A 23,066-nucleotide genomic window follows, 5' to 3' on the forward strand; every position below is an offset into this window, starting at 1 on the left:
TATTTTGAAGGGGTGTTGAAGTGAAAGAAAGTTTTCTATCATATAAAGAAGAAGAAAGGAATGCAAAAATCCTTTTATGGGTGTTATATGTTATTGTTATTGTATATCAAATTTTCTATGCAATTGTATTAGACAATAAATCAATAATGGATAAGGGATACAACATAGTATGGCAAGTTATTTGCGGAGTAGCAATACTGTGCGTGAATATATATTTAATGAAAAAAGAGAAGGCAAACCTTGTTAAATATGCATGGATATTTGCATACATAGGGATAGAAATCGCTAATATATTTTCGTATATTTTTTATAATAAGGCGGCGTTTGATGCGACAAATATAATAGAAATTATTCTCATTTTCTTTGTACCCATATTTTTAAATAAAAAATTTTATGTAATCTTACTTTCTTCTATTGTAGGAAAATATTTAATTTATTTATTTGTATTAGAGGAAATAAAAGCATTTATGTTCCTTATTATGTGTACACTTATGTTAATAGCTGCATATATCATTTTAAACCGATTTTTACAATATCTTTCAGCTGTAAAGGAAAGTATTGCGATTGCTAGTGAATCACAAAAATTAGCAGTAATCGGAAAAATGGCAGCGACGGTTGGACATGAAATTAAAAATCCACTCGCTTCATTAAAAGGATTTACGCAATTACAAAGAGAGAAGCATGAAGAGGATCCTGTTTATAAACGTATGATCTTTGAAATAGAAAATATGAATAATATGATAAGTGAGTTGATGGAAGTTGCTACATGCAAGCCTTCTATTTATAAGAAACATGATCTGGGAAAAATTGTATTACAAGCAACAACAACTCTTCGCGAAAAAATGAATGAATTAAATGTGCAGCTTATTTCTAATGTGGGAGAACAAACAATAGAAGTTGAATGTGATGAACGAAGAATAAGAGGAGTCTTTCTATATACGATAAAAAATGCTTTAGAAGCAATGGAGCAAGGTGGCATATTACATTTACGGTTAGAAAATAAAGGGAAAGAGTATGTGATGATCAGCTTAATTGATAATGGTCATGGTATTAAGCAAGAAAACTTAGCCCGTGTTACAGAGGCCTTTTATACAACGAAACAAGATAAAATTGGTCTGGGTCTTACAGTAGCGAATCGAATTGTCGCCGAGCACCTTGGTGAGTTACATATTTCAAGTGAAAGAAATATTGGAACGAGAATAGACATTATTCTGCCAAGGAAGTGTGGAAATACTGAAATTCAAGTGGAAGAAAAGCTAGGAGTTACCATATGAATAAAGGCTATATATTTAAAAATGAAGAAATAAAGGCGTTGAAAGTATTTTTAAGTTTATTTTTTATTATATTTTTTGTGTATGATCTTGCCTATGAATTTATCGTACCTTTGATCGCGGGAGAGCAAGAAGGCGTAGGAAAGTTTGAAGATGGTTTAGGTTTATGGCTTTACTTTTTGATGGTAGTATTGTTTTGCATTGGAATATACTTTATGAAATGGAAGAATGTTTTTGCGGTAAAGTATATTATTCTAATTGGCTATAATGTATTAGATTGTATCCACAACATTATGATTTATTATGGTAGCGATGCGGAATTTGACGGTGGAAATATAGTAGAAGTATTTTTTATTTTGTTTGCACCAATCTTTGTGAATAAAAGATATTTCTGGTTAGTTCCAGCGATACTTGTCGGGAAGTACGCTTTTACAGGAATCATTATTCAATCTTCTCTCGTTTTAATCCCAATGGCATTATATAGTGTATTTACTATTATATGTTGGATTATATTTTTGAGGGTTCAGTCTTACGTTCGTACGCTTGAGATGATGGACAAAGAAATAAAACAAACAGAAAAACTAGCAGCTGTTGGAAAGATGGCAACGGTTATTGGTTATAAGATTAGAAGACCTTTAGCAAACTTAAAAAAACTTGTGAATAAACAAGCAGACAAGCATCCAGAGGATAAAATTTATAGTGATATTATGAAACAAGAAGTAGATCGGATTCATATAATTGCTACAGAACTTAGTGGATTTGAGAAATCTAAATCACTAGAATCAGAAACTCATAACATACAAGAAATTATCTCTTATGTTATTCGAGTTATGGAAAAGCCTGCTTTAAAACAAGGAGTCCACATACAAGGTATTTACAGTAAAGACTTACCATCAATTACATGTGATGAAAAACGATTAAAACAGGTCTTTTTTAATTTAATTAAAAATGCAATTGAAGCAATGTCAGTTGGCGGAACAATTACGATTAAAGTTACTGTAAAAGAAGGAATCATCGTTCAAGTGAAAGATGAGGGATGCGGCATTCCGAAAGATAAAATTCCAAAGTTAAACGAAGCCTTTTATACAACGAAAGAAACAGGAACTGGTCTAGGTTTAGTAGTTACAGAAAAAATTATTAAAGATCACAACGGTAAAATGAGTTTTGAAAGTGAAGTTGGGGTTGGAACGACGGTTGAGGTTATGTTACCACTGCATTAACTACAAAAAACATCACTTATTTGGAAGTGATGTTTTTTTATTTTATCCCGCTATTTGCCGGGCAGCCCGATTGGTGAGGGCTGATTAAAGTTTCACTTTATCTATAAAGAATGTATGATGTGTTTTTAATATCAAAATGTTTTTTGAAAGTTTTCATTATGGATTTTCCGGGGGGAATTTAGACTATAAAAATTAATTATTTTTTTCTGAAAAAACTATTTTCTTTTTTTGGTTTTAATGGTATATTCAAAACACGATAAATAAATTCCTATATTTGGCACACTATTCGAAAGGATAGGTCGCAAAGCTAAGAGTCTAAAGTAATGAAAATTACTATGATAGTCTGGTTGCAGTTTGGATTTTCACACATAGTTGTATGTATGAAAATCGAAGAGGCAACTGGACTTTTTGTTTTCTTAAAAAAAAATAAATGGGCACACTGTTCGAAAGAATAGGTCGCAAAGCTAAGAGTCTAAGGTAATAAAAATTACTATGATAGTCTGGTTGCAGTTTGGATTTTCACACATAGTTGTGTGTATGAAAATCGAAGAGGCAACTGGACTTTTTGTTGTCTCAAAAAAAATAAATAGGCACACTGTTCGAAAGGATAGGTCGCAAAGCTAAGAGTCTAAGGTAATGAAAATTACTATGATAGTCTGGTTGCAGTTTGGATTTTCACACATGTTGTGATATATGAAAATCGAAAAGGCAACCAGGCTTTTTATTTTTTCAGAATACACATTATGATTGTAAATTTAGTCGATTAATACATTTAATGTTCGGAATATTCTGTGCATAAAAAGCGAGGGAGGGAAGTACATTGCAAAATCAAATAGGGAAATTTGGGCGTATACTTCTCGCTGGAGGAATATTATTTACACAAGTTGGTGTGCTAGACTACTCTGCAACGAAAGTTTATGCGGTTACAAATGACGAGCAAGGACGTTTTATTGTTCATATGGATAAACAAGAAATAAAAGTTGATGAAAATGTAGTATTAAAGATTACAAATACAAATAAACAAGATGCTAATATCGAGCTGAAATTATCTAATGAGCAGCTCTTTAATGAAGAAGAAACGAAAAAAATGAATGAAAATAATAAAGCGATTCAAAACATTTCAGTAACAGAAGATCACATTGTAAAAATTGAAAAGAATGAACAAAGTAATTTTATCGGTGACGTATATGTAGTCATTCAAATGAAAAAAGCTGGAGAGTACAAATTTGAACAGATAGTGAAGTTTGAAGGGAATGAAAAGAAAATTGAATCTCCTTCTCTACATGTTGTAGAGAAAAAAGAGGCTTTAAATGTAGCTATTTCTGATGAAAATCTAAAGGCTTCAGAGGAAGTTGTGAAAAAAGAAAAAAATGAAAAAGTAAAAGTATCGGAAGAAAATAAAAAACAAGAAATAAAGCCTACTAATGCTGAAGTTCCAAAAGAAACGAATACTTTAGAGAAAGAAAAGGTTAATGAAGAACTCGTATCAAAGGAAAATGAATTAAAAGAGAGCAATAAGGTAAACGAAAATAATCAGGAATTACCTGCTATTCAAGCTGAGAAGGTATTAAAGAGCCAATCTCTACTAGCTGCTAGTCCTGTTACAAGTATTCTTAGATATCCAAATGTAAAGGTAATAAATAATAGAACAGGTGAAGGGCCTTCTATCCCGGGTAAATATGCTTTTAGATTTGTTTGGAGCCCACAAGTAACATATGAGGTAAAGGGTAGTAGCAATGACAGAACTGGTCAAAGTCAATATACATTTAGAAATTCAAATAGAGAACAGTACGTATTAGTAAAAAAAGCTGGTGAATATCAAGGGAAATGGATTGATGTCCGTATTAATATTCACTCTATGACAGCTTCATCTGTAGATGTTAAAACACCAATAACTAAAGGTGATGCAAAAAACTTTTTACAATTATATGGGAACGGAAGGTCAGGACAAACTTATAATGCTTCCTTTGAATTTTATGAACACGGAACAAGTAAAAAAGTACCATTAACGGCAATGTGGAATTTCAAAAGGATAAATAGTTATAAAAATGTAACGTTACGTAATGATGGTAGTCATTTAACGAATTTATACGTGTATGATACGAGTTCAATTAGGTATCAAGACAAAGGGAATAATAAAATAGAGTTTTCTGGAACAGCAGGCCCAGTAGCTACTCCAGAAGCAGATATGACAATTACATTTGATAATTTAACAGAATTACCGCTAGAAGTTAGATTAAATGCTTCAGGTGTTAATGTATCATACGACCAATTAGCGATTGCACAAATTGAAATTCCAGCTCCAAGTGTAATAGGAGATATCGTGGAAGATAATTCCCGTCAACTTTCTTATAAGGTATATCAAAATATGCCTGCTCAATCGAAAGATATTCACTATGCGAAATCTTTTGTATTAGAAAGTGAAGTGAATAAGGATTTTACTGTGAATGATGTTTCCATTCAAGATGTGGAAAGTGGAGATGATGTAAGTAGCTTCTTTGATATTAGCAGGAAAAACAATAAGGTCACTGCGGTTGCGAAAGCAAATGCGCTAAAAACAGAAGAATTCAACGGGAAAATTTACGAGATGACAATTACAGGTTCTCCTGTAAAAGGTGCTGATGTAATGAAATATTATAAAGATGGTTATCTTGAAATACCGGTGTCAGCTAAAAACTATTTAGATGACGATAAGAATGGGCAAGATAGTAATCGAGATGGAATCGCAAAAATAAGGTATAAAGGTATTCCGACTGGGAAACCAGTCCCACAAAAAGTAGTGCAAGGAACAGATTTAACAAAAATGGATATTTCTAAATTTGTGACAGATTTATCTGTAGATACGAATTTGGATGTAGATAAACCAATATCAGTAATGAAGTTAATCAATATTCCGGATACAAAAACAATAGGGAATCATACTGTAACGGTTGTAATTGAAACGAAGCAAGGTGTACAAGCGGAGATTCAAGTACCGGTTACTGTCGTTGATGGGACTTTAAAGTTAGTAGACGTACCAAAAGAAATTACCTTTGGAGATGTAACAATTCCATCGAAAACAACGACATACACACCGAAGGCGATTTCAAATTCTTTAAAGGTAACCGATAATCGTGTTAAAAAGCAAAAATGGAGTGTATATGTAAAGGAAATTACACCATTAACTTCAGCGCAAAATGACACATTGACGGGAGCATTGATTTACAAACGAAATGGAAAGGATACACCTTTAAGTAATTCTAGTATAGAAGCATTCTCGTATACTTCTAAAAACGACGAGGAGGTTTCATTAAATTGGAAGGAAAACGAGGGAATTCATTTACAAGTAAAACCAGGGCCGAATGTCAAAGCAAATACAAAATATGCTGGACAGCTAGAATGGACATTAACCGATGCTCCTCTCTAAAAATATATGAAATATATAAATTTTAGAAAGGAGAGAGTAATGAAAAAAATAGTTGGTATTATCGTTTCCACAGTTATATGTGTGCCGTTTCTTATGGCAAATGTAGTAACGGCTACAAGTACGAATTCAAAAGCGGGTATTACATTTTCGAATAGCTATACACCAAATACATCAACTGATCCGACAAAGATAAATACAAAAAAAGAGACAGTTGATAAAAATAAAAATGGAGATAAATATTTACCGAAAACAGGAGGCCAGACACGGGACTTCAAACAATATATAGGATTGTTTTCGATTGTTTTATCTCTATATGTATTCAAAAGAATTAGGGGAAAGCAAGTGTATTCAAAATAAAAAATAGATGAAAACAGAGAAAAGGGGAAGGTACATATGAAACTAGCAAAATTAGCATTAATCGGTGCAGTATCATTAACATCAGTTGCAGCAGTAGGAACTTCAGCATTTGCGGAAGAGAAAGCAAATATGAAATCAAAAACCGATGTAACGTTTATTGAAGATACAAGCACAACAGATCCAAACAATCCAGAAAATCCAAATGAAAAAGTTACACCAGAGAACCCTGATGACCATGAAAAAGGAACAAAAGGTCCATTAAGTATTAACTACGTTTCTAACTTACACTTCGGCGAGCAAGTTATCTCTGGTAATGATCAAACGTACTTTGCAAAATTGGATAAAGTGAAACAAGGGAGCAAAACAGTTGAAGTACCTAACTTCGTATCTGTAACAGATAACCGTGGTACAAATGCAGGATGGAAATTGAAAGTAAAGCAAAATGCACAATTTAAAAGTGGTAATAGTGAGTTAACAAATGCAGCTTTAAGCTTAAGTAACCCAGCTGTAAATTCTGTAACTGATGCACAATATGCACCTACAACATTTAAAAATAAAGTAACGCTAGCTCCAGGTGGAGATGCGGTGGAAATTACTACTGCCGCAAAGAATAAAGGTATGGGTGATTGGACGACTGCATTTGGTAAAGGAACAGAACAAGGTAAACAGAGTGTGAGCTTATTCGTACCAGGTACGACGGCGAAAGAAAAAGGTGCGAAATATTCAGCTGAGTTAACTTGGACTTTAGAAGATACACCAAACTAAGCTTATACAAGATTGAAAATTAAGAATGACTGAATTTTAAAAAATGATTATAAAGGGGTATAAAACTATGAAACTAGCAAAAATAGCATTAATTGGAGCGGTAACATTATCATCAGTATCAGTAGGGACGTCTGCATTTGCAGCTGAGAAAGATGGCGGGAAATTAGACTCAAAAGCATTTATTAAATTCGAGAAAAATACAGATAAAATTGATGTTGTTAATCCAGAGAATCCAGATGAAACTGTAGATCCAGTTGATCCAGATAAAAAAGGTACAGATGGTCCACTAAGTATTGATTATGTATCTAACTTCAACTTTAAAACACAAAAAGCATCAGGGAATAACGAAATCTACTTTGCAGAATTAGATAAAGTAAAGAAAAAAGTAGACGGTTCTGTAATTGACGTGCCGAACTACGTTCAAGTAACAGATAATCGTGGTACAAATGCTGGATGGCATTTAACAGTAAAACAAAATGGTCAATTCAAAACTGCAGATGATAAAGCGTTGGATGGTGCAGCATTAACATTAAAAAATTCAGCTTTGAAATCAAACGCAGGTAGCGACGCACCAACAGCAGAACAATCTATCACATTAAATCCAAGTGGTGCAGCATCTGATTTAATCGATGCAAAAGAAAACCAAGGTATGGGTACATGGGTAAATACGTTTGGTAAAGATGCAACAGAAGCGAAACAAAGCGTAGAGTTATCTGTACCAGGTAAAACGAAAAAAGAACAAACACAATACACAACTTCACTAACTTGGGAACTAACAGACGCTCCTATGTAAGTAAGAGGAATTTTAAGATAAAAGAGGAAAATGAGAAGAGATAAGGGAATGGCTTTAACCTTATCTCTTTCTTGTCTATAAAATGGATATGAAGGGGACTACATAAGAGATGGTAAAAAAACTATTTACTAGCTTACTATTAATTACATTCTTCATGGTAAACGCTTTTTCAGTATATGCGGCTGAAATGAAATTCGCTGTGACAGCAGTTATACCAGAAAATCAAATTGATAAAAATCAAACGTATTTTGATTTGAAAATGCAACCTGGACAAAAGCAAACAATTCAAGTCCAAATGAAAAATGATACGAATAAAGAAGTTGTGGTAGAATCGTTTGCTAATACAGCAATTACGAATAGCAATGGTATTACAGATTATAGTACAGTAGAACCAAAAACGGATTCTACTTTGAAATATCCGTTTTCTAAAATTGTTAAAATGCCAAAAGAAACGAAAGTCCCAGCTAACAGCATAGTGACAGTTGATATAAACTTGGAAATGCCAAGTGAGTCGTTTGATGGTGTTATTTTAGGTGGTTTATACTTTAAAGAAAAAGAAGATGAGAATGCAAAGAAAAAAGATGAAGGTGTGCAAATTGAAAATAAATATGCATACGCAATTGGCGTTGTTTTAAAAGAGACGGATGCTGAAGTAAAACCAGACATGAAATTAAACGAAGTAAAGCCAACACAAATTAACGGGCGTAACGTTGTTACTGCAAATTTACAAAACGTAAAGCCAGCAATGTTAAAAAATTTAAGTGTTGATGCAAAGGTATATAAAGAAAAAGGTACAGACGTTTTATTTGAAGCGAAAAAAGAAAATTTAAGAATGGCGCCAAACTCAAACTTTGATTACGCTATTAGCTGGGAAAACAAAGCGTTTGATCCAGGAATGTACCGAGTAGAAGTGAAAGCCACTGATGGCGATCAAAAGTGGGAATGGACGAAGAAATTTACAATTGAAGGAAAGAAAGCCGATAAGTTAAATGATACAGCGGTAGAAGCGAAAAAAGACTACACGCTATATTACATTATCGGCGGAGTACTACTGGTAATTATATTATTAGTTCTTGTGTTCTTCTTAGGTAGACGTTCTAAAAAAGAGGACGATAACGAAAAATAATATATTGATAGTGTAAAAAGAAAATAATGGATGTTTTACTATGAAAAATATATAATGGCTTTGTCTGTTATTTGTTGTAGTTCATTTATATTTCTATTTGTTGACCCGAATCTCGGGTCTTTTTTTATGGAATGAATTGCTATATATCAGTAATGAGAAAAACAGAGTATACAGCACTTGCAGTAATTCCAGGGGTAATATAAAGGGATATAGCATCTCCTCTGACAATTGGGTTTCCAGTTGTAATACTAGTCCAAGTTACAGTAGCGGGACCTACTGCTGGAGTAGGATTAAATACTTGAATTTGTCCTGCTCCGCTATCCGTTGGTTTAATAGAAAATACCATAGTTCCGGTAATTTTGTCAGTAGTAGTTAAGGTAATAGTAGATAGGATGTAGCTAGAAGTAGGGGATGTGAGGTTTGTTGGGACATTTCTGCAAATATTAATCGTATAAACAGCAGCAGGTAAATTATTTATATTTATAGACGCAGAAAAGCCAACTATACTACCGGCTCCAGCAGTGACATATGGGATAACATTGGAGTCAATTCCAGGAGAACCCGCTATACGTTGAAAACCAGCATTTGTTCCCTGAAAAACAATACTTTTTGCTGAAGCACTACCGGCAGATCCCATGGGTCCGGTGTTCCCCGTAGGTCCGGTACTACCGGTAGGTCCACTTTCTACTAATATGATATAATCCGGAGATACATTTGGAAATCCTTGAGGTGCATCCTTTTTTACAACATAGCCACTGCCCGTATAAGTGACAACTTGTCCTTTTTTATAGTTGGGGGCCGCTGCTAGACTGAAGGTGGTAGTACTTTGGAAACCAGCTCCGGAAGGTCCAGCACTACCAGTAGGTCCAGTAGCCCCAGTAGGCCCGGAAGGTCCAGTACTTCCGGTAGCCCCGGTGCTACCAGTGGGCCCAGTGTTTCCGTTAGAACCACCACTATTGCGTCTGCCATCGCAACTAAAACAATTACGTTGATACATGTACGTTCTCCTTTCTATATTTTGAAAATCTAGTTTTAAAAATAGAACTACTATATGTATATTACGGATTCTATATTTTTGTGTGGCTGATCGTATTTTGTGTCTAGATTTCAAAAATAGCGGTAGGAGAATTAAGTAGTGTTAGAGCCACCATTTCTCCTGAGGAAGCAAAATAACATCCACATCAAAATTCTCTTTAAACCAATCATACATCAATGTCTCTTTCACTAAATATTCAGAGGCAGAGTGTGACACCCCAATTAGAGACATATTTGTTTCTTTTACATAATCCATAATGAGCGAGTATTTATGTCGCCCGTAATCATTGTCGATATGGCAATGGATTTCTCCTGTAATATATGCTTCGGCACCTTTTTTTTCTGCTTCCTTCATTAAAGATACAACATCGCCACATCCAGCGATAATTGCGATTTTTTTGATGGAATCATGTCGTTTACCTTCGAAGTCTGTGTAAGGGATCTGGAAGAGTTGTTTTAGATGTTTTTGGAGTGCTTCTGTTGATGTTTCATCTATTTCACAAATAAGGCCAACTGGTTCTTGTTCTGGACCTCCATATGCAAAGTCGTCCACTACAGTAGCGTTTAATGCTTTTGCAATTGAAATACTCGTTCCATGCGTTTGATGAAAATCCATTGGTACGTGACATGTATATATAGAAAGTTGTTTTTCTTTTATTCCTTGCAAATATTTTTCAGGAATTGGTATGAAACCGCGGCCTGATCTTCCAATTGGATCACCGCACTCCATTACAAGGGGATGGTGCATAAAGAGTAAATCACCGGGTGTGGATTGTGAAATGAATGTTTCAAGAACGTCATCTGTAGGGAATACAGCTAAAAATACTTTGTTTACATTTTCAGATCCGTGCATCATAAGGCTGTTAAATAAATCTACAAAATTTGCTTCGAAAAATTGTTGCCAAGGAAATTTGATAGGATCATATACGGCTGGGATAAATCGACTAAAGGCACTATCTTTTCCGTATTTTTCAATTTGAAATAAGTGATCGAGTGATTGCTCTATTTTTTTTAAGGCTGGCATGTTTAATAATCCTCCTTAAGATGATTCTTGCTTTATGAGTTGTTTGTATTCTTCGTAGCGAAATAAGAAGCGATAGGAAACAAATAAAGCCTAGAATCCAGCCGATAGAAGGAGAATAGGGAAGTACATGCTGTAATAGCATTTCGCTAGAAATGAAGAAACTACCAAATAGACTTAATAAAATAGGATATCGTTGTAGTTTGAACACGGATAGCAAACCTCCTTTCTCCTGTATGAACTACTCATAAAAGCTCGATTGCTGAAACTTTATCACATACATTGTATATTAGTCTTAATTTTCTGTATATAAATTTTAAGAAAAATGGTGATACAATATATGAATGATAAGAGAAGAGAGGATGAAGATTAACATATGTACGTTACTGTAACAGAAGCAGCATATAAAAAGATTATGGATACGATTCCAAGTGAAGCGAAATATATAAAGTTATTTTACGATAATGAGGGTTGCGGTTGTGTCATGAGCGGAATCATCGATTTAGTAGCTGTAGCAGAGAAAGATGAGCGCGATGTGGATATTGAATCAAGCACAATGAATTTTATCGCTGATCGTACAAAGCTTGTATTTATGGACGATAAGTTAACGGTTGATTGGCATGAAGGTGGAGGAACTTTTCAGTTGAAGAGCCCAAGCCAGTTTTATAATCCAAATATGAAATTACACGTTCGAGTATAGTAAAGGAAAGGTGATTCCAAAATGTATTTTGGAATCACCTTTTTTTATTTTATAAGTCGATATATTTGGGAAGTCGCCGATATAAATGGAGTTGCGCCAATATAATTTCATTTACCAAAACGTTTCATATAATAAAAAGTTTTTTCACATAATGAAATGTACACATGATTGAATTTTCTGTATAATTTTCTTTGCGGAGGGGATACGCATGAGAAGATGGGGAATTGAGTTATTAATTTTAAGTGTTGTTATTATTTGGGGGATTAACTATACAATTGCGAAGTATGGACTTTTAGAATTTACAACAATTGAGTTTACCGCACTTCGTATGATGGCGGCGGCACCGCTCCTGTTACTTCTTACTTTTTTTATTGAAAAGTCGGTTTATATGGAGCGAAAGGATATACCTAGATTAATCATCGTTAGCGTTGTAGGTATTGTACTGTATCAAACGTTATTTATGGAAACTGTCAAATATACATCCGCTACAAATGCCTCTTTACTCATTTCTATTTCACCTATTTTTACAACTGTATTTGCGATTTTTCTGAAACAAGAAAAGTTTTCTTCTCGAAAGCTCATAGGTTCTATCATTGCCTTTAGTGGTGCAGCATTAGTTTTAGTAGCAGGACATTCACTTGCTAGTTCTTTTTATGGCAATGGAATTGGACTTATTACATCAATATGCTGGGGGCTTTATCCTGTTTTAGCAGGACCATTAATTAAAAAATATTCAGCACTACGTGTTACCGCATGGTCAGCCTTAGTTGGCGCGATTCCGCTTTTATTGTTAAGTGGACCATATGTATTTATAATGCCATTTCACATTACACACGGAATGACACTATTCGCCTTACTATATTCCATTTTCTTTGTAACAGTATTCGGCTTAGTCATGTGGTATGTTGGTGTTCAAAAAATTGGGGCGTCACATACGATGGTATATATGTATATAACGCCGCTTGTAGCTGTTTTATTTGCAGCTGTCTGGGCAAATGAATATGTATCGTTTCAACAAATCATCGGTGGAATTATCATTTTTGTCGGTTTATGGTTTGTGAAATCGGAGAAAGTAAAAGTTCATTCTATTGCAGGGGAACCTATATCAAAATAGGAAAACAGATCACCTATGATCTGCTTTCCTATTTTTTTATTTTTGGTAAGAAGATGAGAAATAAGATAGCAGTAATAAGTGGAATTAAGTTTAAAAATGGAATACGGAAGAGTGTAATAAGAATAATACCTGGAAGAAGAACACCGAGGACAGCGTAAAAAATGCTATGGTTTTTCGTGTACCAATACAATGAAAGTCCGATAAGTGCAGGGATAATGAGGTGAATGAGAGCCATTAAAAAATAAATCATTAGACGCCCCCTTTATTTGTGTGCTTATTACATCATATCCGTATGTTCATAGATTGATATCATTTTTTTCATAAATGGACGAAAAAAGTTTGGAAAACCGTCACAAAATATGAGAATATGATGTTCGAGATCTTGTATAATATTATTTCCTAAAAACATTTAAACAACATAAACATACGGTTTATGTTGTTTTTAATTTGAGTGAAATGGATGTAAGGAATATGAATTTGAAAGAAATTTTTTGTTGAATAGATAAGAACGAATGAAGAGAGGTACAGCATGATTAGTATGTCACTAAGATCATTTAAAATCCAATCGTATTATATACTAGGTATTTTGTTACTAGGTTGGATGTTAACACCGTTTTCAGCACACTTTTTAGGCGCTGGAATTGGGCTTATTGTAAGTATGTATTGCGTTTGGCTTTTAGGGAGAAGAATTGAGAAGCTTGGAGATAGTATTGTAAAGAAGACGAAAGCACCGACACTCGGTATGTTTAACCGTTTTGCAGCTGCCATTTTGGGTGCTATTATTATGTACGAAATTGAGCACCACATGGTTATGTGGGCATTTGCAGTAGGGATTATGGGTGGTTATTTCTTAATCGTTGTGAATTTAGGATACTATAGCATGAAAGATGAGAAAGAATTAACGAAGAGCTAAAAAAGATAAAAAGATAAAAAGATAAAAAGATAAAAAACCTCTTTTGGATGGAATAGAGGATCCAGCGAGGGATAGAAGCGGTCAGAGCCTCTTTTAGCCTCATGCGATGTGAAACCAGAGAGATGTAATGAGTAGGGATATAATTTATATGTTCGAAACCGTGATTTGTCCCTGTGGAAATAGGTTTACTCTGGGATAAGTGATTCAGTGATGGATAGTACAACAGGAAGCGAAACTTTGCCTGAAATGCAGGTTTCTGCTTCTAATAAGTTAACATGAAATCACGTATTAGTAGGACTTTTATGTTCTTTAAAAAATTTGGATATAATACAACAAATTATTCCGATAATTAGAATAATATATTTTATCGTTTCACTTGTATGCTCAAATAAATTAACGTTAAGCATTACAAGTCCCCAAAAAATTTGGATCGCTCCGTAAATGAATAAAATTTTTCCTGCACGAGAAAAATTTTTCATAGGCTTCACCCTTTCCTGTATATGTAAATTGTGTCATAAAAAACTAAAAATGAATGAGTATAAAATGAATTTTCTGTAATTTATTGAACTAAGTCACAGATGAAGAGATTAACGTTTCACTTTATATAAGATATAAAAAGAAGCTTACGTAAAAACGTAAGCTTCTTTTTTATGTAAGTGTGTGTAACCGTTAAGCCGCATTGGGTTTTGTCGGTGAGTACGCGAAACTTTACGGTTACACGACACTTATTCATATGAGTAAAGGGTTATTCCAACAGAAAGTGTTAATTTAAGCGATTGGGCCGCCTAAGTTAATAATATCTTCAGAAACGCTTTCGAACTTTTTGAAGTTCTCTTTGAATTCATTTGCAAGCTCGATTGCTTTTGCTTTGTAAGCAGCTTTATCAGCCCAAGTTTGTTCAGGCATTAACACTTCGTCAGGTACACCTGGTACGTGAAGTGGAACTTCAAGACCGAAGATGTCATGTTTAGCTGTTTCAGTTTTTGCAAGTTCACCGCTTAATGCTGCTTGAATCATTGCACGAGTATAACCTAAGTTCATACGTTTACCAACGCCGTATTCGCCGCCAGTCCAGCCAGTGTTTACTAGGAATACTTTCGCATCGTGTTTCTCGATTTTTTCACCAAGCATTTCAGCGTAGCGAGATGCATCAAGTGGTAAGAATGGTGAACCGAAGCAAGTTGAGAATGTAGCTTGCGGAGATGTAACACCGCGCTCTGTTCCTGCTAGTTTACTAGTGTAACCACTTAAGAAATGATACATAGCTTGCTCTTTTGATAACTTACTGATTGGAGGCAATACGCCAGATGCATCAGCAGTTAAGAAAATAATAGTATTTGGGTGTCCAGCAACACTTGGCAGTACGATATTGTCGATCGCATGCATAGGGTATGCAGCACGAGTATTTTCTGTTAAAGTAGTATCGTTGTAGTCTGCGATACGCGTTTGGTTATTAATGATAACGTTTTCTAAAACAGATCCGAATTTGATTGCATCGAAAATTTGTGGTTCTTTCTCGTGAGAAAGGTTTACACATTTTGCATAGCAACCGCCTTCAATATTGAATACACCGTTATCAGACCAACCGTGCTCATCATCACCGATTAATTTACGGTTTGGATCAGCAGATAAGGTTGTTTTACCTGTTCCAGATAAACCGAAGAATAGTGCTACGTCACCTTCTTCACCTACGTTTGCAGAGCAATGCATAGAAAGAATATCTTGTTCAGGTAGTAAGAAGTTCATAATAGAGAAGATTGATTTTTTCATTTCTCCAGCGTATTCTGTACCACCAATTAGTACAATACGTTTTTCGAATGAAACCATAATGAATGCTTCAGAGTTTGTACCGTCAACAGCTGGATCAGCTTTGAAATTCGGTGCAGAAACAATTGTGAACCCTGACTCATGAGTTGTTAATTCTTCTTCAGTTGGACGAATGAATAATTGATGTACAAATAAATTGTGCCATGCATATTCATTAATAACTTGAATTGGTAGGCGGTAATTGCGGTCAGCGCCTGCAAATCCTTTGAAGACGAATAACTCTTCTTTTTCTTTTAAGTATTCTAAAACTTTAGTATATAATTTATTAAAATGTTCTTCAGAAATCGGTTGGTTCACAGCTCCCCAAGCAATTTTGTCAGCAACCGATGCTTCTTTCACAATAAATTTATCTTTAGGAGAACGTCCTGTATATTTTCCTGTTGAAGCAGAAACGGCACCAGTAGAAGTTAATTTCCCTTCATTTCGCATTAATACTTTTTCCACTAATTGCGGAACACTTAGTTGAATCTGTGCATTGCTTCCGTTCAATAATTCGTGTAAACCAATTTGGACATTCACAGTACTCATATTTATATACCATCCTTTTCATTTAATGAAATATTTCTCGTAATCCCCAACAAGAGTATAACACAATTATATAAATAATGTATACTATTTATTTCTTTTTGTTTGTGTGAATGTATTATTTCCCTATTAATATTTCATTTTAGGCGTATTGAGAAAAACTTTCAGGAAAATGTGAATATTAATTGACAAATGAATATCATTTCTTTAGTATAGGTTGGGACGGATACTCTCTTATCCCGAGCTGGCGGAGGGACAGGCCCGATGAAGCCCAGCAACCTCACTTGTATTGATAAATGCAGGTGAATAGGTGCTAAAACCTGTGCGAGGCTACAGGTCTCGAACGATAAGAGCGAAGGGCAAAAAGCAGTATGCAAGTAGCAAATTAAACCTTTCCTCTATGTAAAGTAGGAAAGGTTTTTCTGTATGCTTGTGTGGGAGAATAAATGTATGTCGCAGTTTGTGGCAAATTAAGGATGAGTTCCGTACAATATATACAATTACTGTAGGGAGGTTTACCACATGACAAAAAAACGTCATCTGTTCACATCTGAGTCTGTAACTGAAGGACATCCAGATAAAATTTGTGACCAAATTTCTGATTCAATTTTAGATGCGATCTTATCAAAAGACGCAAATGCACGTGTAGCTTGTGAAACAACTGTAACAACTGGTTTAGTATTGGTAGCGGGGGAAATTACGACTTCTACTTACGTAGATATTCCGAAAATCGTTCGTGAAACAATTCAAGGCATTGGTTACACACGCGCAAAATACGGATTCGATGCAGAAACTTGTGCTGTTTTAACATCTATCGATGAGCAGTCTGCTGACATCGCTATGGGTGTTGACCAAGCGCTAGAAGCACGCGAAGGTCAAATGACTGACGCTGAGATTGAGGCAATTGGTGCAGGAGACCAAGGTTTAATGTTTGGTTTTGCATGTAATGAAACACAAGAATTAATGCCACTTCCAATCTCGCTTGCTCACAAATTAGCTCGCCGTTTAACTGAAGTACGTAAAGATGATACATTATCATACTTACGTCCAGATGGAAAAACGCAAGTTACAGTTGAGTATGATGAAAATGGTAAACCAGTACGTGTTGATACTATCGTAATTTCTACACAACATCACCCAGATGTTACATGGGAAGAAATCGATCGCGACTTAAAAGAGCACGTAATTAAAGCTGTAGTACCAGCAGAATTAATGGATGGAGAAACGAAATTCTTCATTAATCCAACTGGCCGCTTCGTAATTGGTGGACCACAAGGTGATGCTGGCTTAACAGGACGTAAAATCATCGTTGATACTTACGGTGGATACGCTCGCCACGGTGGCGGTGCATTCTCTGGTAAAGATGCAACAAAAGTTGACCGTTCTGCAGCATATGCAGCTCGTTATGTTGCGAAAAACATCGTAGCAGCTGGTCTTGCTGACAAAGCAGAAGTACAACTTGCATACGCAATCGGTGTAGCACAACCAGTATCAATTTCAGTTGATACATTCGGCACAGGTAAAGTATCTGAAGACGTACTAGTAGAACTAGTTCGTAACAACTTCGATCTTCGCCCAGCTGGTATTATTAAAATGCTAGACTTACGTCGCCCAATTTACAAACAAACAGCAGCTTACGGCCACTTCGGACGTACTGATGTAGATCTTTCATGGGAACGTACAGACAAAGCTGCAGCTTTAAAAGAGCAAGCTGGTCTATAATATATGAAAAAAAGCTTTGCGCGGTGAGCGCAAAGCTTTTTTTATTTCGTTTTACTTACAATTTGAATACATGAACTACAATATACTTCTCCATCTAGCTCAATATACTTTTTCATATTAGTCATGCCACTTGCTGGAAATGGCATATGAATCCAAGCCTTTTCATACGTTTGTATTTCCTTTTTACATGATTTACAAAGGGTGGGTTTCTTCTGGAACATATGTAATCAACCGTTCATTTGACGTGCTTTACCTGCGCAAAAGGCACTGCTTAGTAAAAATAGTGTCGCGAATATAATGCTTACTAATGTAGCGTATGGAATTGCGCCTTTTAAGGAAAAGCCGACAGTGATTGAAGCGACGAATAAGAGGATGAATGTTGTTGTTAATTTTTTATAAAGTTCCATAATATGTAGACCTCCAATTTATTTTTTAGTACAAGTTTTAAAATTGAATTCTATTATGTAGAAAATATAAGGAGTAGCTAAAGATGTGTAGTCTAGGAGTATAAGAAAGTGCACTTTCCTTTTTGTGGATTAGTATACTTATATTGTATCATGTCGCATGATTGGCTTCATACATAATTGTGTAAAGATATGTATGATAAAATGAAGAAAAGTCTTTAAGAAAGGAAAGATAAAAAATGAGTGTAACTGAACATAAAAAACAAGCCCCAAAAGAAGTGCGTTGCAAGATTGTTACGATTTCCGATACACGTACGGAAGAAACGGATAAGAGCGGACAACTATTACATGAATTGTTAAAAGAAGCGGGCCATACAGTAACCTCTTATGAAATTGTAAAAGATGATAAAGAAAGTATTCAGCAAGCAGTGTTAGCTGGTTATCATAAGGAAGATGTAGATGTTGTATTAACAAATGGCGGTACTGGTATTACGAAGCGTGATGTAACAATTGAAGCAGTGTCAGCTCTATTAGATAAAGAGATTGTCGGGTTTGGTGAGTTGTTCCGCATGATTAGTTATTTAGAAGATATCGGGAGCAGCGCAATGTTAAGTAGAGCGATTGGGGGTACAATTGGGCGCAAAGTAGTTTTCTCGATGCCAGGATCGAGCGGGGCGGTTCGCCTTGCGATGAATAAATTAATTTTACCGGAATTAGGCCATATTACATTTGAGCTACATCGCCAATGAGTAGGTGGGCTGGAATTGTATTAGCGGGCGGTATGTCGAGTAGATTTGGTGAGCCGAAAGCGTTAGCGAGCTGGCAAGGTAGTACTTTTATTGAGCATATTTTGAAAGAGATGACAAGTGCGCTCCAAGAAGTTGTAGTCATTAGTCATTCTGATATAAAAGAGCGAGTAGAGCAATTCGTACAAGTTCCTGTTATAGAAGATATCCCGCACTATAAAGGGAATGGACCGCTGGCCGGTATTGTATCAGGAATGGAATACATAGAAGCAGATTGGTATGCTATTATGCCTTGCGATGCGCCAAATGTTTCGCATGAATGGTTTACCATTTTACTGGAGCAAACGAGCAATGAATATGATGCAGTTGTACCTATTATTAATGGAAGAAAACAGCCGCTACTTGCAGCGTATCATAACCGCGTGAAAGAAAAGATTTATGCTTTACTTCAGGAAGAGAAAAGAAGTATGGGGCAGCTTTTATCACAATGTAATGTGAAGTATGTTGCTGGAGAAGATGTACAAGCGAATACAGATTGGTTTATAAATGTAAATACAAAAGAAGAATATGTGCAGGCTCAAAAAGACCTTTCAAATGAATGAAAGGTTTTTTGATATACAGAATTGGGGAACAATTGCTGTATAAAGGTATGTGAGTAAGATGATTTTAAGGGGAATTCTTAAAATCATTATACAGCAAAAACACTGTATAACCATATATTAATTTTTATGGGTTTTTATTACAAGTCTGTTTAGTTATGTTTATTTTTGCTATAATGAATATGGAAATAAATGATATTTCACCTTATGTATCATTCATTCAACTAAAATTTACAAGTGTGTAATAAACTCCCTTCGTTTTTTGAAGGGAGTTTTTCTGTTCAAGCAAGTAACTCTGATGCGGTATGCTGAAGGACTTCTTCATACTGGTTAAGTAAGCCGCGAAAGATCTCATCCCAGCTTTTTGATTTTGCAAAAGATGAAGCTGCTATTCCCATCTGCTCAAGTTTTTCTTCATTTTGCAATAAAGAATAAATGGATGATAGAAATGCATCCTCATTTTTAGGGGGACAAAGAATTCCCGTTTTTCCATCTGTAATAATATTTTTAACCCCGCCACTATTTGCACCAATGACAGGTGTGCCACATGCGAGTGATTCAAGTACGACATTTCCGAATGTTTCAGTAGCTGATGGAAATACCATTATGTTAGAACAAGCATATGCTTCAGCTAAATCTGCACTTTGTAAATAGCCAGTAAAAGTGACATTTGTTTGTGGAACAGCTTCACGCAAATTTGTTGCTAGAGGTCCGTCTCCTGCGATGAGCCAATGAATGTCGTTTCGAGTATGCGATGTTTTAACGATAAGGTTTTGCAACGTATCAATATCTTTTTCAGGAGCAATTCGTCCTACATAGGAAAGAACGTACTTCGCTGTAATATTATATTTTTTTCGGAATAGGTCTGTATTGTAAGCTGGATGAAAGAGTGTGCAATCTACACCACGTCCCCAAATGGAGAGGGCCTGAAAGCCTTTATTTTTTAATTGATGTAATGTTTCAGAGGAGGGAACAAAATTTTTTTGCATATGACTATGAAACCATTTTAAATAGTTCCAAAGCATATTGGAGAGAAATTCAATTTTGTAATAGCGTAAATACGCATCGAAATCAGTATGATAAGAACCGACAACTGGGATGTTTAACTTTTTGGCGTAATACAGTCCACAAAGTCCCATGTTGAAAGGTGTGGCAATGTGAATAATGTCAGGTTTAAAGGAATGAAGTTCCCGTTTAATACGCGGAGTAGGAAAAGAAAAGCGACATTCTGGATATAATATTGTTAACGGGATACTTCTCATCTTGTTCACATTAGCTACGAAATTATCTTCAGCTGTATGCTGAGGGGCGAAAACAGAATAGGCGATCTGTTCTTTCTGAAAGTAACTTGTTAATCGTTCTAACGTTTTCGCAACCCCGTTAACTTGTGGCGTAAAAGTATCGGTAAAAATGGCGACTCTCATCATATCACTCCTTTATGTGAAAAGTGGGATGAATTGATAAAAAGAGATGATGCCAGAGCAAGTGCCAAGGCACATGCCGACGAACACATCTGACGGATAGTGAAGTCCTAAATAAATACGTGAAATACCGACGCATAATGCTAACGGTAATAGGAAAGCAAGTAAGCTTGGATTATAGCAAATAAATGGAATGAAGACAGAGAAAACGGCTGTTGTATGACCAGACGGGAAAGAGTGGTCTTTTAATGGATGGACTGGATATTTCGCATCCTGAATTGTTAAATAAGGACGTTTTCGTGGATACCACCTTTTTAATATTTGTACAGGAATATGGCTAATTGCTAAAGAAATAGCAGTAGCGATTGCTGCTTGGTGTAAAGTCCCTTTTGCAAAAATTAAAAAGAAAAGTGTAAGTGCAATGGAGAAAGTAGCACCACCGATATGGGTAATATTGCTGAAAAAGATGTTTAATGTTTTTTGATCAAAGTAGCGATTAATTCCTTTAAAAATGTAACATTCTATTTTATATAATCCACTGACCTTCATGAAAATTCTCCTCCCTCGTTTACATATATATGGAGATATTAGCTTTTATTTTAATAAGATTTTGTTGAGGGAGTAATAATGTTTTGTAAAGAAAAAGTTAGATTTTATATAAAAAAAGCTGCCAATCTTATGGCAGCGGAAATTTACTTCTGTAATGATTTATAATATTGACCTTTTTCAACGTATTGCGTACGAATACGCTCCATATCTTTACGGTCTTCTTCTGTTAATTCACGAATGACTTTCGCGGGACGACCGAAAGCTAACGTGTTTGGTGGAATTTTCTTTCCTTGTGAAACGAGGCTTCCGGCACCGATAAAAGCTCCTTCGCCAATTTCAGCACCATCTAATATAATGGATCCCATTCCAATTAAGGCATCCTTTTTAATATGACAGCTATGTAAAATAACTTGATGCCCAACTGTAACATCATCTTCTAAAATAAGAGGATACTGAGGGCTTTGGTGGAGTGTACATTGGTCTTGTACATTTACCCGGTCTCCGATTATTGTTGGTGACACATCACCACGGATGACTGTATTAAACCAAATACTTGATTCCTCGCCAACGGAAACATCGCCTGTAATCGTAACATAGTCGGCGATAAAAGCACTACTCGAAATTTTCGGATTTTTTTCTTTGTAAGGATATATCATGTAAAGTCTTCCTTTCCTAGAGACTAGTTTTAGTGTATCAAATTATGAGAAAGAGTGAAATGGAGGAGGTCCGTATGTGGAATTATGAAGCAGAGGAAGCGAAAGCTGTCATTGTTATCGTGCACGGCGCAATGGAATATCACGGACGTTATGAAGCCGTTGCGGAAATGTGGAATCATATCGGCTACCACGTCGTGATGGGGGACCTTCCGTCACATGGAACGACTTCAAGAAATAGAGGACATATTGATTCATTTGATGAATACATAGAGGAAGTTAAATTATGGGTGAAAGAAGCAAGAAAGTATAGGTTACCTATCTTTTTATTTGGTCATAGTATGGGCGGTCTTATCGTCATTCGTATGATGCAAGAAACGAAGAGAGAGGATGTAGATGGTATTGTTTTAAGTTCGCCATGTTTAGGTGTAGCAGCCGGACCTTCTGCTCCACTTCAATTTGCTTCAAAAATATTAAATGTTGTGGCTCCAAAATTGCAATTTGCAACGAATCTTACGGTGGAAATGTCAACAAGGAATCATGAAGTGAGAGATGCAATGGAGAATGATTCATTGTTCTTGCGCAAAGTATCAGTACGTTGGTATAGTGAATTGATTAAGTCTATCGAAATTGCTCATAAAAAAATAGACGATTTTCCAGACGTTCCGCTCTTGCTAATGCAAGCATGTGAGGATAAACTTGTAGATAAAACACGTGTCCGCATGTGGTTTGATAATGTTAAAATAGGTGATAAGGCATATAAAGAATGGCCGAATTGTTATCACGAGTTATTAAATGAGTATGAGCGTGATGAAATTTTGAATTATATTCAGTCATTTACTGAAATACATGTCAATAATATAGTAAAAACAAACAAATAAATCATTATTTGTACATTT

Annotated in this window: 24 protein-coding genes and 4 riboswitches; of the genes, 14 read left to right on the top strand and 10 right to left on the bottom strand. The window is 35.4% G+C overall.

The features are described from left to right. Positions 1–20: 20 nt before the first annotated feature. The 7 genes from CN409_RS26455 (at position 21) to CN409_RS26485 (ending at position 8,938) form a co-directional block, all read left to right on the top strand. A complete protein-coding gene (locus CN409_RS26455) occupies positions 21–1,274 on the top strand; it encodes an ATP-binding protein (RefSeq protein ID WP_097981123.1) in 1,254 nt (417 codons plus the stop codon). After that, positions 1,271–2,491: an ATP-binding protein gene (locus tag CN409_RS26460; RefSeq protein ID WP_001032631.1), complete on the top strand. Its 1,221-nt coding sequence runs from the start codon at positions 1,271–1,273 to the stop codon at positions 2,489–2,491. The genes CN409_RS26455 and CN409_RS26460 overlap by 4 nt, the downstream gene beginning before the upstream one ends. Positions 2,492–2,757: 266 nt before the next feature. Further along, positions 2,758–2,846: riboswitch (cyclic di-GMP riboswitch) on the top strand. Positions 2,847–2,914: 68 nt separating this feature from the next. Then, positions 2,915–3,003, top strand: a riboswitch (cyclic di-GMP riboswitch). A gap of 67 nt (positions 3,004–3,070) precedes the next feature. Continuing rightward, positions 3,071–3,159, top strand: a riboswitch (cyclic di-GMP riboswitch). A 152-nt stretch (positions 3,160–3,311) separates the two neighbouring features. Continuing rightward, positions 3,312–5,897 (top strand): WxL domain-containing protein, encoded by a 2,586-nt coding sequence (locus CN409_RS26465; RefSeq protein ID WP_097981124.1) that lies wholly within the window; start codon positions 3,312–3,314, stop codon positions 5,895–5,897. A 39-nt stretch (positions 5,898–5,936) separates the two neighbouring features. Next, positions 5,937–6,254 carry an EF2685/EF0750 family sortase-dependent surface protein gene (locus tag CN409_RS26470; RefSeq protein WP_000724871.1) on the top strand — a complete coding sequence of 106 codons (318 nt, stop codon included), beginning with the start codon at positions 5,937–5,939 and terminating at the stop codon, positions 6,252–6,254. A gap of 36 nt (positions 6,255–6,290) precedes the next feature. Beyond that, entirely contained in the window at positions 6,291–7,019 is a 729-nt protein-coding gene (locus CN409_RS26475; RefSeq protein ID WP_000761529.1) for a WxL domain-containing protein, read from the top strand. A 67-nt stretch (positions 7,020–7,086) separates the two neighbouring features. Continuing rightward, positions 7,087–7,812, top strand: coding sequence for a WxL domain-containing protein (locus tag CN409_RS26480; protein ID WP_000761506.1), 726 nt, complete (start codon positions 7,087–7,089; stop codon positions 7,810–7,812). A 109-nt stretch (positions 7,813–7,921) separates the two neighbouring features. Beyond that, the gene (locus CN409_RS26485) at positions 7,922–8,938 is read left to right on the top strand and encodes a WxLIP family cell surface protein (RefSeq protein WP_097981126.1); all 1,017 of its coding nucleotides are present in this window, start codon (positions 7,922–7,924) and stop codon (positions 8,936–8,938) included. Between the two features lie 139 nt (positions 8,939–9,077). Here the strand turns inward: CN409_RS26485 and CN409_RS26490 are convergent, their stop codons facing one another. Both CN409_RS26490 and CN409_RS26495 read right to left on the bottom strand, forming a co-directional pair. After that, positions 9,078–9,935, bottom strand: a complete 858-nt coding sequence (locus tag CN409_RS26490; RefSeq protein WP_000284871.1) for a collagen-like domain-containing protein — start codon at positions 9,933–9,935, stop codon at positions 9,078–9,080. 141 nt (positions 9,936–10,076) lie between these two features. Beyond that, complete coding sequence (locus tag CN409_RS26495; protein WP_097981127.1) at positions 10,077–10,997, bottom strand: Nif3-like dinuclear metal center hexameric protein; 921 nt, start codon at positions 10,995–10,997, stop codon at positions 10,077–10,079. Between the two features lie 373 nt (positions 10,998–11,370). On the opposite strand from CN409_RS26495, the gene CN409_RS26505 reads away from it, so the two are divergent. After that, complete coding sequence (locus tag CN409_RS26505; RefSeq protein WP_000289570.1) at positions 11,371–11,694, top strand: iron-sulfur cluster biosynthesis family protein; 324 nt, start codon at positions 11,371–11,373, stop codon at positions 11,692–11,694. A gap of 208 nt (positions 11,695–11,902) precedes the next feature. Further along, entirely contained in the window at positions 11,903–12,808 is a 906-nt protein-coding gene (locus CN409_RS26510) for a DMT family transporter (protein ID WP_001255422.1), read from the top strand. A 28-nt stretch (positions 12,809–12,836) separates the two neighbouring features. On the opposite strand, the gene CN409_RS26515 is transcribed toward CN409_RS26510, so the two are convergent. Then, positions 12,837–13,058, bottom strand: coding sequence for a hypothetical protein (locus CN409_RS26515; RefSeq protein ID WP_000639042.1), 222 nt, complete (start codon positions 13,056–13,058; stop codon positions 12,837–12,839). A 279-nt stretch (positions 13,059–13,337) separates the two neighbouring features. Here CN409_RS26515 and CN409_RS26520 point away from each other — a divergent pair, with 279 nt between their 5' ends. Then, complete coding sequence (locus tag CN409_RS26520) at positions 13,338–13,721, top strand: ATP synthase subunit I (protein WP_000624926.1); 384 nt, start codon at positions 13,338–13,340, stop codon at positions 13,719–13,721. A 281-nt stretch (positions 13,722–14,002) separates the two neighbouring features. Here the strand turns inward: CN409_RS26520 and CN409_RS26525 are convergent, their stop codons facing one another. Continuing rightward, on the bottom strand, positions 14,003–14,200 hold the full coding sequence (locus tag CN409_RS26525; RefSeq protein WP_000788101.1) for a hypothetical protein: 198 nt from the start codon (positions 14,198–14,200) through the stop codon (positions 14,003–14,005). A gap of 289 nt (positions 14,201–14,489) precedes the next feature. Further along, complete coding sequence (gene pckA, locus CN409_RS26530; protein ID WP_000108813.1) at positions 14,490–16,076, bottom strand: phosphoenolpyruvate carboxykinase (ATP); 1,587 nt, start codon at positions 16,074–16,076, stop codon at positions 14,490–14,492. A 228-nt stretch (positions 16,077–16,304) separates the two neighbouring features. Then, positions 16,305–16,426, top strand: a riboswitch (SAM riboswitch). A 169-nt stretch (positions 16,427–16,595) separates the two neighbouring features. Between pckA and metK the strand changes: the two genes are divergently transcribed. Then, positions 16,596–17,795, top strand: a complete 1,200-nt coding sequence (metK, locus tag CN409_RS26540; RefSeq protein ID WP_000163117.1) for a methionine adenosyltransferase — start codon at positions 16,596–16,598, stop codon at positions 17,793–17,795. Positions 17,796–17,836: 41 nt separating this feature from the next. Here metK and CN409_RS26545 read toward each other — a convergent pair whose 3' ends face one another. Then, positions 17,837–18,016 (bottom strand): hypothetical protein, encoded by a 180-nt coding sequence (locus CN409_RS26545; protein WP_014895354.1) that lies wholly within the window; start codon positions 18,014–18,016, stop codon positions 17,837–17,839. Between the two features lie 6 nt (positions 18,017–18,022). Next, positions 18,023–18,202 carry a hypothetical protein gene (locus CN409_RS26550; RefSeq protein ID WP_000424807.1) on the bottom strand — a complete coding sequence of 60 codons (180 nt, stop codon included), beginning with the start codon at positions 18,200–18,202 and terminating at the stop codon, positions 18,023–18,025. A gap of 236 nt (positions 18,203–18,438) precedes the next feature. On the opposite strand from CN409_RS26550, the gene CN409_RS26555 reads away from it, so the two are divergent. After that, complete coding sequence (locus CN409_RS26555; RefSeq protein ID WP_000117130.1) at positions 18,439–18,948, top strand: MogA/MoaB family molybdenum cofactor biosynthesis protein; 510 nt, start codon at positions 18,439–18,441, stop codon at positions 18,946–18,948. Beyond that, the gene (locus CN409_RS26560) at positions 18,945–19,547 is read left to right on the top strand and encodes a molybdenum cofactor guanylyltransferase (RefSeq protein ID WP_000092360.1); all 603 of its coding nucleotides are present in this window, start codon (positions 18,945–18,947) and stop codon (positions 19,545–19,547) included. Before CN409_RS26555 ends, CN409_RS26560 begins: the two co-directional genes overlap by 4 nt. Before the next feature lie 278 nt (positions 19,548–19,825). On the opposite strand, the gene CN409_RS26565 is transcribed toward CN409_RS26560, so the two are convergent. From CN409_RS26565 to CN409_RS26575, 3 genes are all read right to left on the bottom strand, one after another. Then, positions 19,826–20,968, bottom strand: coding sequence for a glycosyltransferase family 4 protein (locus tag CN409_RS26565; RefSeq protein ID WP_001261652.1), 1,143 nt, complete (start codon positions 20,966–20,968; stop codon positions 19,826–19,828). Positions 20,969–20,980: 12 nt separating this feature from the next. Continuing rightward, positions 20,981–21,514, bottom strand: coding sequence for a phosphatase PAP2 family protein (locus CN409_RS26570; RefSeq protein ID WP_000868582.1), 534 nt, complete (start codon positions 21,512–21,514; stop codon positions 20,981–20,983). A gap of 143 nt (positions 21,515–21,657) precedes the next feature. After that, positions 21,658–22,170, bottom strand: a complete 513-nt coding sequence (locus CN409_RS26575) for a gamma carbonic anhydrase (RefSeq protein ID WP_000640219.1) — start codon at positions 22,168–22,170, stop codon at positions 21,658–21,660. 74 nt (positions 22,171–22,244) lie between these two features. On the opposite strand from CN409_RS26575, the gene CN409_RS26580 reads away from it, so the two are divergent. Continuing rightward, positions 22,245–23,048, top strand: a complete 804-nt coding sequence (locus tag CN409_RS26580) for an alpha/beta hydrolase (protein WP_097981129.1) — start codon at positions 22,245–22,247, stop codon at positions 23,046–23,048. The last annotated feature ends 18 nt before the right edge of the window (positions 23,049–23,066 follow it).

It is taken from the genome of Bacillus sp. AFS012607, from assembly GCF_002558005.1.
Taxonomy (GTDB): Bacteria; Bacillota; Bacilli; order Bacillales; family Bacillaceae_G; genus Bacillus_A; species Bacillus_A thuringiensis_S.

Coding starts and splice junctions, on each gene's coding strand:
- CN409_RS26520 (WP_000624926.1), top strand. CDS start 13,338: ATGATTAGTATGTCACTAAGATCATTTAAAATCCAATCGTATTATATA.
- CN409_RS26555 (WP_000117130.1), top strand. CDS start 18,439: ATGAGTGTAACTGAACATAAAAAACAAGCCCCAAAAGAAGTGCGTTGC.
- CN409_RS26495 (WP_097981127.1), bottom strand. CDS start 10,997: ATGCCAGCCTTAAAAAAAATAGAGCAATCACTCGATCACTTATTTCAA.
- CN409_RS26565 (WP_001261652.1), bottom strand. CDS start 20,968: ATGAGAGTCGCCATTTTTACCGATACTTTTACGCCACAAGTTAACGGG.
- CN409_RS26560 (WP_000092360.1), top strand. CDS start 18,945: ATGAGTAGGTGGGCTGGAATTGTATTAGCGGGCGGTATGTCGAGTAGA.
- CN409_RS26480 (WP_000761506.1), top strand. CDS start 7,087: ATGAAACTAGCAAAAATAGCATTAATTGGAGCGGTAACATTATCATCA.
- CN409_RS26515 (WP_000639042.1), bottom strand. CDS start 13,058: ATGATTTATTTTTTAATGGCTCTCATTCACCTCATTATCCCTGCACTT.
- CN409_RS26490 (WP_000284871.1), bottom strand. CDS start 9,935: ATGTATCAACGTAATTGTTTTAGTTGCGATGGCAGACGCAATAGTGGT.
- CN409_RS26525 (WP_000788101.1), bottom strand. CDS start 14,200: ATGAAAAATTTTTCTCGTGCAGGAAAAATTTTATTCATTTACGGAGCG.
- CN409_RS26460 (WP_001032631.1), top strand. CDS start 1,271: ATGAATAAAGGCTATATATTTAAAAATGAAGAAATAAAGGCGTTGAAA.
- CN409_RS26475 (WP_000761529.1), top strand. CDS start 6,291: ATGAAACTAGCAAAATTAGCATTAATCGGTGCAGTATCATTAACATCA.
- CN409_RS26470 (WP_000724871.1), top strand. CDS start 5,937: ATGAAAAAAATAGTTGGTATTATCGTTTCCACAGTTATATGTGTGCCG.
- CN409_RS26485 (WP_097981126.1), top strand. CDS start 7,922: ATGGTAAAAAAACTATTTACTAGCTTACTATTAATTACATTCTTCATG.
- CN409_RS26570 (WP_000868582.1), bottom strand. CDS start 21,514: ATGAAGGTCAGTGGATTATATAAAATAGAATGTTACATTTTTAAAGGA.
- CN409_RS26575 (WP_000640219.1), bottom strand. CDS start 22,170: ATGATATATCCTTACAAAGAAAAAAATCCGAAAATTTCGAGTAGTGCT.
- metK (WP_000163117.1), top strand. CDS start 16,596: ATGACAAAAAAACGTCATCTGTTCACATCTGAGTCTGTAACTGAAGGA.
- pckA (WP_000108813.1), bottom strand. CDS start 16,076: ATGAGTACTGTGAATGTCCAAATTGGTTTACACGAATTATTGAACGGA.
- CN409_RS26545 (WP_014895354.1), bottom strand. CDS start 18,016: ATGTTCCAGAAGAAACCCACCCTTTGTAAATCATGTAAAAAGGAAATA.
- CN409_RS26505 (WP_000289570.1), top strand. CDS start 11,371: ATGTACGTTACTGTAACAGAAGCAGCATATAAAAAGATTATGGATACG.
- CN409_RS26580 (WP_097981129.1), top strand. CDS start 22,245: ATGTGGAATTATGAAGCAGAGGAAGCGAAAGCTGTCATTGTTATCGTG.
- CN409_RS26510 (WP_001255422.1), top strand. CDS start 11,903: ATGAGAAGATGGGGAATTGAGTTATTAATTTTAAGTGTTGTTATTATT.
- CN409_RS26550 (WP_000424807.1), bottom strand. CDS start 18,202: ATGGAACTTTATAAAAAATTAACAACAACATTCATCCTCTTATTCGTC.